Origin of the sequence: Pseudomonas sp. NY15437 (assembly GCF_048068435.1) — a bacterium.
In the GTDB taxonomy this organism is placed as follows: Bacteria; Pseudomonadota; Gammaproteobacteria; order Pseudomonadales; family Pseudomonadaceae; genus Pseudomonas; species Pseudomonas nitroreducens_B.
The window spans coordinates 55,386-64,294 of record NZ_JBLUQC010000007.1; the positions used below are offsets into that span (position 1 = coordinate 55,386).

Annotated in this window: 13 protein-coding genes; 1 reads left to right on the forward strand and 12 read right to left on the reverse strand. The window is 60.5% G+C overall.

The features are described from left to right. Nucleotides 1-214 precede the first annotated feature (214 nt). Nucleotides 215-415 carry a hypothetical protein gene (locus ACNFIA_RS17010; protein ID WP_416786882.1) on the forward strand — a complete coding sequence of 67 codons (201 nt, stop codon included), beginning with the start codon at nucleotides 215-217 and terminating at the stop codon, nucleotides 413-415. Nucleotides 416-583: 168 nt separating this feature from the next. Here the strand turns inward: ACNFIA_RS17010 and orn are convergent, their stop codons facing one another. From orn to ACNFIA_RS17070, 12 genes are all read right to left on the reverse strand, one after another. Beyond that, nucleotides 584-1,153 carry an oligoribonuclease gene (orn, locus tag ACNFIA_RS17015; protein ID WP_416786883.1) on the reverse strand — a complete coding sequence of 190 codons (570 nt, stop codon included), beginning with the start codon at nucleotides 1,151-1,153 and terminating at the stop codon, nucleotides 584-586. 65 nt (nucleotides 1,154-1,218) lie between these two features. Beyond that, entirely contained in the window at nucleotides 1,219-2,067 is an 849-nt protein-coding gene (locus tag ACNFIA_RS17020) for a hypothetical protein (protein WP_416786885.1), read from the reverse strand. Nucleotides 2,068-2,072: 5 nt separating this feature from the next. Next, on the reverse strand, nucleotides 2,073-2,483 hold the full coding sequence (locus tag ACNFIA_RS17025; protein ID WP_416786887.1) for a hypothetical protein: 411 nt from the start codon (nucleotides 2,481-2,483) through the stop codon (nucleotides 2,073-2,075). Nucleotides 2,484-2,566: 83 nt separating this feature from the next. After that, nucleotides 2,567-3,727 carry a hypothetical protein gene (locus ACNFIA_RS17030; RefSeq protein ID WP_416786890.1) on the reverse strand — a complete coding sequence of 387 codons (1,161 nt, stop codon included), beginning with the start codon at nucleotides 3,725-3,727 and terminating at the stop codon, nucleotides 2,567-2,569. 169 nt (nucleotides 3,728-3,896) lie between these two features. Further along, nucleotides 3,897-4,148: a hypothetical protein gene (locus tag ACNFIA_RS17035; RefSeq protein ID WP_416786893.1), complete on the reverse strand. Its 252-nt coding sequence runs from the start codon at nucleotides 4,146-4,148 to the stop codon at nucleotides 3,897-3,899. Next, nucleotides 4,136-4,504, reverse strand: a complete 369-nt coding sequence (locus ACNFIA_RS17040) for a hypothetical protein (RefSeq protein WP_416786896.1) — start codon at nucleotides 4,502-4,504, stop codon at nucleotides 4,136-4,138. Before ACNFIA_RS17040 ends, ACNFIA_RS17035 begins: the two co-directional genes overlap by 13 nt. A gap of 46 nt (nucleotides 4,505-4,550) precedes the next feature. Continuing rightward, nucleotides 4,551-5,285: a hypothetical protein gene (locus ACNFIA_RS17045; protein WP_416786899.1), complete on the reverse strand. Its 735-nt coding sequence runs from the start codon at nucleotides 5,283-5,285 to the stop codon at nucleotides 4,551-4,553. Between the two features lie 293 nt (nucleotides 5,286-5,578). Beyond that, nucleotides 5,579-6,040 (reverse strand): hypothetical protein, encoded by a 462-nt coding sequence (locus ACNFIA_RS17050; RefSeq protein ID WP_416786901.1) that lies wholly within the window; start codon nucleotides 6,038-6,040, stop codon nucleotides 5,579-5,581. A gap of 96 nt (nucleotides 6,041-6,136) precedes the next feature. Further along, nucleotides 6,137-6,691 carry a hypothetical protein gene (locus ACNFIA_RS17055; protein ID WP_416786904.1) on the reverse strand — a complete coding sequence of 185 codons (555 nt, stop codon included), beginning with the start codon at nucleotides 6,689-6,691 and terminating at the stop codon, nucleotides 6,137-6,139. A 282-nt stretch (nucleotides 6,692-6,973) separates the two neighbouring features. Then, nucleotides 6,974-7,810, reverse strand: coding sequence for a hypothetical protein (locus ACNFIA_RS17060; protein WP_416786906.1), 837 nt, complete (start codon nucleotides 7,808-7,810; stop codon nucleotides 6,974-6,976). 76 nt (nucleotides 7,811-7,886) lie between these two features. Next, nucleotides 7,887-8,123 (reverse strand): hypothetical protein, encoded by a 237-nt coding sequence (locus ACNFIA_RS17065; protein ID WP_416786908.1) that lies wholly within the window; start codon nucleotides 8,121-8,123, stop codon nucleotides 7,887-7,889. A 276-nt stretch (nucleotides 8,124-8,399) separates the two neighbouring features. Further along, nucleotides 8,400-8,840, reverse strand: coding sequence for a hypothetical protein (locus tag ACNFIA_RS17070; RefSeq protein WP_416786910.1), 441 nt, complete (start codon nucleotides 8,838-8,840; stop codon nucleotides 8,400-8,402). Nucleotides 8,841-8,909 lie beyond the last annotated feature (69 nt).

Below are 8,909 nucleotides of genomic sequence, written 5' to 3' on the forward strand. Positions count from 1 at the left end.
TGGTCGCCCGCTTGACAGTGCCGAGCCGTTACCGAGTAAGAAATACACATGTCATGGGCTGCGATATGCACTCAGCGTTGCATGGCACCTTGTCACGGGTAAACTCACCGTCCGGCTCGCAATCTATGCTTTGCGAACCAGGCCCATAGCTGTTGCTGGTAAAGGCGGAACGTGGGTTATCGACCCGGACTTCACCCCCTGAGGACCCCTCACGATGTCCCACACAAAGTACATTCTGCTCGTGACTGGCGCAGCCCTTTTCCTCAGCTTGCTGCTCAAACTCTACACCTTGGTCACAGCAAGTCTTAGCTCGCTGCCGTGGTTGCCGTACGCTGCATTCCCGGCCTTCATTGTCTTCGTTGCAATCTCACTCCACATTGGCGGCGTGGTGCCGGTCGATCGGACGAAGAAGTGATCCCGTGGCTCATCCTGCTGCTCCCGAAAGCCGCCTCATGGCGGCTTTCTCATTCCCTCCTGATGGATCGGCAAACGTGAGCGGCAGAAAGGCTACCGCCTGCGCGGGTTGGTGTAGGGATTTTTCATCCGAACACCAATTCCGCGGTGGCGGACCATCAGTGCGGGATCATCCTGCGAGGAGCGGCGCGAGCAGGTCGCGGTAGGTGCGGGCTTCCGCTACCGATTCCAGGATGTCATCCAACGCTCGGTGGCTTTTCCGCTTCACCGGCTCGAACTCGGAGCTGATTGTCTTGAGGAATTCCTTCACTGCGCTGATATCGAGATTTCGGTAGTGAAGGTGAGCGTTCAAGTCCGGTAGCTGGGCTTCAAGGAACATGCGGTCGAACTGGATACCGCTTCCGCATAGGGGAGAGGCCTTGGCCAACACTCCGTGCTCCGCCAGGAAGGACAGGATCTGCTGCTGGGCCTCGGCAAGATCGATCTTGGACGCCGCGACGTCGGCGAACAGCCCGTTGCTAGTGTGCATCCGACGTACCACCTCATCGCAGAGGGGCAGGATCACTTCCAGATCGTGGTGGACTACCACACAGAGCTGCGCCAGCACGTCAAAGCGCTCATCGGTGATCACCACGCCAAGCTCGAGGATGCGGTGCTGGTACACCATCTTGCGATGCAACTCGGTGAAGCCAGTCGACTCAAGGTCCAGCCATACCAGCCGGCGCGGGGCGATGCTCATGGGACGCTCCTGATTTGTGGGCATGGAGGCATTGTCCTCGGCTGGTGCGGTGCCACCAGCAGACGTCAGGTCGTAGGCCAGGTCCCCAACGACTGCTTCAGGTACTGGACGAAGTGCGTGTCGTGCAGATGCTTCAAATCCGATTCCCAGTCGTCAATTGCAGCCCCGAAGTTCCCGGGCTTGCGCTTGGCGTTCCGGCACAGCGCGGCGATGGTGTTGGCCATCTTCAGAAGCCGCACCAGGCCGCCTGGAGCACCCCACTCGCGAAGATAGGTTGCAGAGAAGGGGGTTTCGTTCAGGTCTGATATCAGGAGCTGGTCCAGTATCCGCAGCCGAGTGTGCAGCGGGGCTCCGCTTTGCCCTACGTGGTACCCGTGATGCGCCAACATGCCGGCGGTGACCCACTCAGCGTCGAACAGAGCGCCCAGGCCAACCGGCGCGTCGGTGCGGGGCCATTTCAGGTAGTCCAGCAGATAGGCCCGCCAGTCCGCGGCCACGGGTTCGATGGCCTGCTGGATACGCTCTAGGGTGTCCAGGGTGATGATGAGCTTCGTGGCCTCGAGCCGCTTGTATACGGTTGGGCTGATCAGCAGCCGCCGCGCGCGCTCTTCGTCGTATGGCGCATTGTCACGACCAAACTTGCCATCATCTTTGAACGTCACCGGCAGGAACAGGATGAAGTAGCGCCTCAGCAGGCTGACCTCTGTCGCATTACTGGCGAGCGTGCAGAGGTTGGTCATTGCTCCCCAGTCCCCGGCTCTGCACTGCTTCAGGACCTGGTCGAAGTGAGCCTCCAGAAGGCATCCAACGGCATGTATTCCGTCCTTCAGGCACCCGACACTCTTCACTACCTGAAAGGCCCTGAGGTCGTTGCTCAGTCCCTTGCCCGGGTTCAAGCCGGGGAGCTTGCTCATAACGGCTACTGCGCCGGCGCGGACTTCTTGCGACCGCGCCAGGTGAAGAATGGGCCAAAGAGGGCCAGGATCGCAGTCACGCCCAACAACGCAACAGCTGCAGGCTTGCCGCCGGTAAGGCGGTAATCGTCGGGGCTGTAGGAGAACGGGAAGGCGCCCGCAGGCAAGCGGATATACACGGACCCGGAGCCGTTGGGCTGCAGCCACCAGCTGTGGTCGAGATTGGCCTCCAGTCGACCCTCCACGCGGCATCCATCATCGAACGGGAGCTGCAGGGCAACACAGGCTTCCTTGTCAAGGACCATCACTTGGGCTTTTTCGTAGACCTGGAGGGATTGGGCGACTTGGATACCCCCCCAGACAACAAGTAGCGGCCAGGCGACGGCGATGACCAATCCGAAAATGCTGTTGCGCAAGGTTTCACTCCTGAATCTGTGTTTTGGATGATAGGGCGGCCGGCGCACCCTGGAAATGGAACGGGGGCCGAGGCCCCCGTCATTCATCCCCGGATGTCTGCCGGGAAGTATTGCGGCAACTGGCACCCCGGCTCGCCGGCGATGCAGATTGAGCTGCCCTTGTCCATGTAGTCCTCATGGGTACCAGCACCTATGAAGGCCGAACCATCGCCATGACAGTTCACGCCGTCGTCACCCTCGTCAGCGCAGTAGGCCGGCTGGCCTTCCCATTGAAAGATCACGATCTTGTCTGGACCGTAGTTGCCTGCCCGGGTGAGCTGAGCTGGCCGGATGGCCGGGCCAGCGGTGTGGCCATCGCCAACAGCCTGGTCATCGGAGGGCAATCCGGAACTTGGCTGTTGCGGAGCTGCGGATTGGGGCTGGGCACCGTTCTGTTGGGCTGCGTGGTATGCCTCGGCTTGAGCCAGGGCGTCAGCCTCGGCCTTGTTGAATTGCTCGTCGTGCCCTCGCAGGTACTCTTCAGTCGAGATGGCAGCGCCGCTGCGCTCTTTTGCTTGCTCGTCAGGAGTTTTGGAGCCCGAGCCCATGAAATCGCTGTTGGCGTACGGATCAGCGACAGGCTTCGGGGCGACGCCGGCGATGTCACGCTGCTTAGCGCGTTCACGCTCCTCCGCAGCAGCCAGGTACGCATTGAAGAGACCTTTCATCTTCTGTACTGACTCCGGGCCAGCCTGACCAGACTTCTCGAAAAGCGCGTACAGGTGAACTTGGTCCTGCAGGTTTTCCAGCATGTCGTAGGTGTGCTTGCCGTCGGTGATCTGCATGCCAAGCACGCCGTTCACCATCGCCCAGGACTTGAGGAAGCGCTTCGGAATCACAGTGAAGATGAGCTTCAGCTGCAGGCCATCGCCAGCGTCTGCGACAGCCTCCACTACGGCCAGACCAGTGGCCATCGAAGTCTTGATGGCCACTGGGTCCTGCGAATACCGGATCTCTACATTGGAGAGCAGCTTGTTGTTCTCCAGTGCATCCTCGAGCTCCATTGAGGTGTCGATCCCGGTGGATCGCAGGGCCCGGCCGATGCGTTCATCGTCTTGCCCTCGGTAGCCTGTGAACGGAATCAGGTCTTCGGGGGTGACCTCTTCTACAGCGTTCAACGCGTTGTTGGTGAACAGGTAGAAGGGGATGTAGATGCCCATCGAGAAGATGGTGAGGGTGAGCCAAATCTGGAAGAGCTTGCGCATGCGTCGTCCTTGATCGTTGGTTTGCGTGGGAGGGAGCATATCCGACAGGGCTGGCGTAGTGCCATCCAGACCAAAGGCGACCGTTTGGTCCGGACGACTAAGGCTCAGCCTCAAGGGCGATGGTTGTCGGATGGTCGGCGGCCACTTGATCTCTGGTCCGGGCCCGAATCTAGGCGTTGAAACGCCGGGCAGCAGAACGCAGTCGCTGGGCTGCACGGGTCGGATGGTCACCGACGGCGCTCCACTCTCGATGCCACCAGGCAATGATCTCGCCGGCAGCTTTGGCCGTCGGCGCCGATGTTACGGCCCGGACCTCCGCCGCGACGGCTTGCCACCAGCTAGAGCCTTCTGCGTCTTTGACGTCAGGATCGATCGCCGCGCGGTAGATGGCCTTTACTTGCTCCAGGCTCAGTTCGGGCATTTGGTCTCCTCCAACTGGACCTGCAGGTACTTCACCATTGGGAGTTCGTGCTTGCCGTACCTGTCGTACTCGGCCAGGCGGGCGGAGATGAAGCCGGAGAGGGCCTCCTGCCAATCTCGGCTGCTGACTGAATACGCATACTCCTCGTAGAACCGAACGATATCCCGGTGCTGGGTATGCCCATAGGTGCAGCTGATGTCGCGGGCGACCTCAGGGGATGTGCCGAGCTCAACCAGCCCACTCTCCAGGTCAGCCGGGAAGGTGGTTTGACGAACCCAACTCAGCGCATTGAAGAAGTGCGGGCCGATCCGGAGAGTTTGCTGGGGCTGGCGCACCTGTGTTGCCTGTGAGGTCATCTTCTGGTTCCTGTTATTGGGGTTGGTTTACGCAGCTTGCTGGCGCTCAGTACGCCGAATGGATCTGGCCTTCGTTGGCGTGTACGTCCAGGGGAACAATGGAGAGAGGCGGGTAGGGGCCTTTCTTGCCCTCAAGCGCTCTCCGCACCGGGGCGGTGTCGCCTACGCCGTAGTTCAGCCAGCAGCTTTGCGCGCTGTTGCGGCTGTAGGAGGTCTGGAAGTCGCACTGCACCAGGAAGTTGCCGATGTACGAGGTCTTGTTCGGGGTGAGCCTGAATGGGGCCGAGAACTTGGGCGAGGTGTAGGTGGCGTATTGCTCCTCGGTGTAAGTCACCGGGCCTGAGCTGCAGGTCGACCTGGAGGTGGAGTAGTAGCTATCCGAGCGTTTGCCGTCCGACTCTCCCGAGTAAGTGCATTCGTTCCGGTACTCCCCCGTCGGAACCTGAACGTCGTGGCTGAAATACTGCAGTTCGAACTGATACAGCTCGTAATCCCGCGGTGTCAGCGGCAACACAAACGTGCCGTCGTTCTTGAACCCATTCCGGATCGTGATCTCTACCGCGTGGGTCTTGGTTGCCGCATCTCGGAAACGAAGAGTCAGGCGTTGCCCATGCGGATCTCCGAGCTTCCCGTCGAAGCCGGCTGTACCTACGGCGTAGGTGGGCGGGTCACTCTCGCGGAGCTGGTACCAGCTGGAGATATTGTCCTGAGCGGTGCTGGTGCAACCCGACACCAGCAATGCGGCTGCGGCCGCTGCACAACCACGAAGAACGTTGGTCATGAAAGTCCCTATGCATTCTTGGATGGACGAACCGCATCGCCGCGGCGTGGCCGGCAGGGCGATGCAACTGTCGAGGGTCGTACCACAGCGCGCTAACCGATCCTGAAGGATTCCAGGCCCGTTCCACCCTAGGAATGGAGCCTCGCGCCGGGCCGTGAGCCAGGTGAGGGACAAGCGCCCCTGCTCCTTGGGCATTGTCCAACGGCTATCGCGCCGATACAGCTGAGACAAGCAAATGGCCATTAGTTCCCGACCCGCCCATGCTACTACCCTCCAGCACCGTCAGGGGGCGCCTACGCGGCTTGCTGGCGCTTGGCTTTGCGAGCAGCGATGCGCTGCTGGATACGCTCCCGGGCGGCCAGCATTTCCTCTCCGGTGGTCGGCAGAGACAGCTTGATCTGGTTGATCCGATGCAGCTCGTGATCGTGCATCCAGTCCATCACCGACTCGAGAGTGCCGACGTCCTGGTATGTGCGTGCACCGCCCAGGCCGAGGACACCGCGGCAGCCGTAACGCTGGCGTTGCTCTGCTACATCGGAGATTGCTCGCATCTCGGTCAGCATCTCGTCGAACGTCCGGCGCGCCCTCATGTGCTCGCGGATCTCCAGACTGCAGACTGCCAGCAATGGGTCATCCAGGGCGACCACGGCATCCGGAAGCAGGCCGGGCGGACACATGGGCAGGCTAGGCCAGAGGCTGGCGGCCGGCGCACTGAAGTCGAGGGCGAACTGTGCGGGTGCGGTGATGAGTTGCATGTGAGTACCTCCTGAAGTGATGAGGGAATTGTCTGGCCAGGCGGGCCGTGCCAGAACCGCTGGCCACACCTCACTGCCTGATCCGGGTTCCTTACCTCAACACTCCCAGTCAGCGGCCATGTCGGCGAGGCCCACATGCCCTTGCTTGGCCTGGTATTCAGCGAGCACTGCGGCACCTGCTGCCTCCGGGGCGAGGCGATCGCTCCATGCCCCCATCAAGGCGCGAGGTTGGCTGTAGGAAACCACGCCGGCGTCTTCCAACGATCCACCCAGCTGCTCCGCGATGTACTGATCCACCGCGACAAGCCATTTGGTGTAGGGCAGCTCCAGAGGCTTCACCGGGGCCAGCCAATCGGCCTGGATGCTGCCGATGAACCCTTTGTGGAAGTTCTCGTAGTAGGCCTCGGTGTAGTGTTCGTGGGCCATGTTGTACTGGTCCGCCAGGTGCGGTACGAACTGCAGAATCACTGGAGCGTGAGGGCCGTAGTGGCGGAGCTTCAGGACGTCGTTGGATGCCAGATCGTGCACCGCATCGATGGCCGCCTGCTCGGCTTGTTCGGCCTGCTCCTCGCACCCTTCAGTGCGTGCGAGGACGATGTACTTGCCCCACAAGAGGCGAGCGGCGAGTGCTTCTTCGAAGGCTGCGTTCATGGGATGGCTCCAAGACAGTTCGTTTGCGATGGAGCCATCTTCTGGTGGACCTGGGCGTGCCAGAACCACCACTACGGGGGGAGGCACCTGGGGTACTTGCCGTCCACGGGCGATCAAGTCGTATCGTAGGGGCTGGATTCCAGCCTGGAGCTGTTCGCCATCAGGCCGGTTTGTCGTGGCGGTGGCCGTGTTGCTCCATTGCGCCCCGAAAAAAGGAACCGAACTCGAACTCCGGGTCGGCGCCGATCTTCGGGTGCGAATTCGGAGCCAACCTTACGCAGTTCAGAACGGAATGTCGGTCAGAACGGCGTCGCACATGGCGACAATTACCTCGTGTGCCGAGGAGTAGCTTGGTACTCGAAGCCATATCGCGCAGACGGCCGCCACTTCTGTGACGTGCGAACCGCCCTGCCTACGCAGTTGCACCTCGACGGTGCTGTACCACCAGTCACCGCGCGCCAAGGCATCAACTTGCGCCGGCCCGGCCTGGAGTGTCCCGTGGCTGGTCTCAATCTGCTCCCCGGTGTCGGGCTTGAAGCTCACATCGAAGATTCCGCCCTGGTACGCCACCCGAAAGACCTTTGACTCATCCCGGCTAAAGCTTCGTAACAGTTCCCGGGCTTCGTCACTGCCCAGGTTGAGCCAGTCGGCAGGGTCGCGACCTTGGCTTGGATAATCCACTTCCCCTGAACTACCTGCTCTTACCGCCTGCGGCGGCTCGGCATGAACAAGGTCAGGCGAACTTTCCATCAGGCGCTCGATCTGCGCCTTCCGCTCACGGGTTATGTGCCGGCCCGCGAGCAGCTCCTTAGCTACAGCAATAGCGGTTCGTCCTTTCGGGTCGATGCGGCCTTTGTGCGACAGGAGTATGGACTCGGCTGTTGCTCGGACCAGTGCCTCCGCGTCCGCGAGCCATTCTTCGGGACTCTTCGCAGTGCTGAAGAGTTTCTTTCCGGCTTCCAAACACTGGCTTTCGGTATGGAGTGCCGCCGGCGCGATGCCAAGGCGGCCGGCAATGGCCTTCCGGAAGGGCTCTTGGGAGGGCATCGAATCGAGTGGGACACCACATGTGTCCTGGAACTGAAGGTGGGGTTTGAAGCTGAGGATCTTGCCGGTCATCTTCGGCGGCTCCTATGAGATGGAAGCCGCCATTCTCTTGGCTGGAGGGTTGTGCCAGAACCAGAGGGCTATGCCCTCAGGATTCGCTGTCTGGGTGGTAGTTGGGACTCAGCTTCCGCCCCTCTGCCGTTGCCATCCAGTAAGGTGCGCGCGTTTCGCGCTCTACGAGCTTCATCCGGGTCAGGGCCGTCATGGTGTCGACATTGCACACGCGATTGCCGTTGATCTCGACAGCCGCGCCGTGGGAGACGCGGGCTCCCCATCCCTGACTGAGCCAGAGCATCACTCGTTGCTGAGCTGGACTGAGTTTCATCGAAGTCTCCATCACGTCTGGAATTCAGGCGTTCAATAGGGGGGAGATATCGAAGTGGTCCGCTGCATACGCTGCGTTGCAGTCCCACAAGAGTTTCCCTTCACGGTAGAAGAAAGCCCGATCGCCCTGGACCAGCATTTCGCATTTGGGCCAGATCTGTGAGTGACCATTTGAGGCCGCTCCGATCAGCGTAGCCTCTCTGCACTCTGCGATGTACTTCCCGTCATCGAGCTTTGCCTCTTCGATTCGTGAACGCTTGGCCAAGGTCTCATCTCCTCAATTGGCTGAAGAGCTGGCCGCAAGGCCGTTCTTAAAGGTCAGACGTAGATGGCCAGTTTGACCTTGGCTAGTAGATGGCTGCTCACGTTGAGCGTTGCTCAAGCGCACCGAACGCCCATCCTCTAGCAGCCAACCCTCCCACTTAAAGGCGTAGGAATTCGGAACAGCGCCTTCAACCACTTGGCCAAAGAACTGCGACTCCATCGGGACTACCTGATCCTTCGTGACCACGCACTTAATGGGGCTCCCAATAGTTAGCACTCCCCCCTTATTAGCGACGTCTTCGTCGAGTGTTTTGATGCTTGGATACGGGGTGCACTCGATCACAGAGCCTGCAGGGATGTTCACCTGCTGATCGGCGCAGGCATTGCTCGCTGAGACCGCTGCCAGCAGCAGCGCAATATAGGGCCAGTTCATGTGTCGTTTCTGCTTGATCATGGGACTCAACTGCTTCTCTTCCTAGGAACTAGGGCCGATCTTCAATGCCATCGTAACGAGGGATGTGAT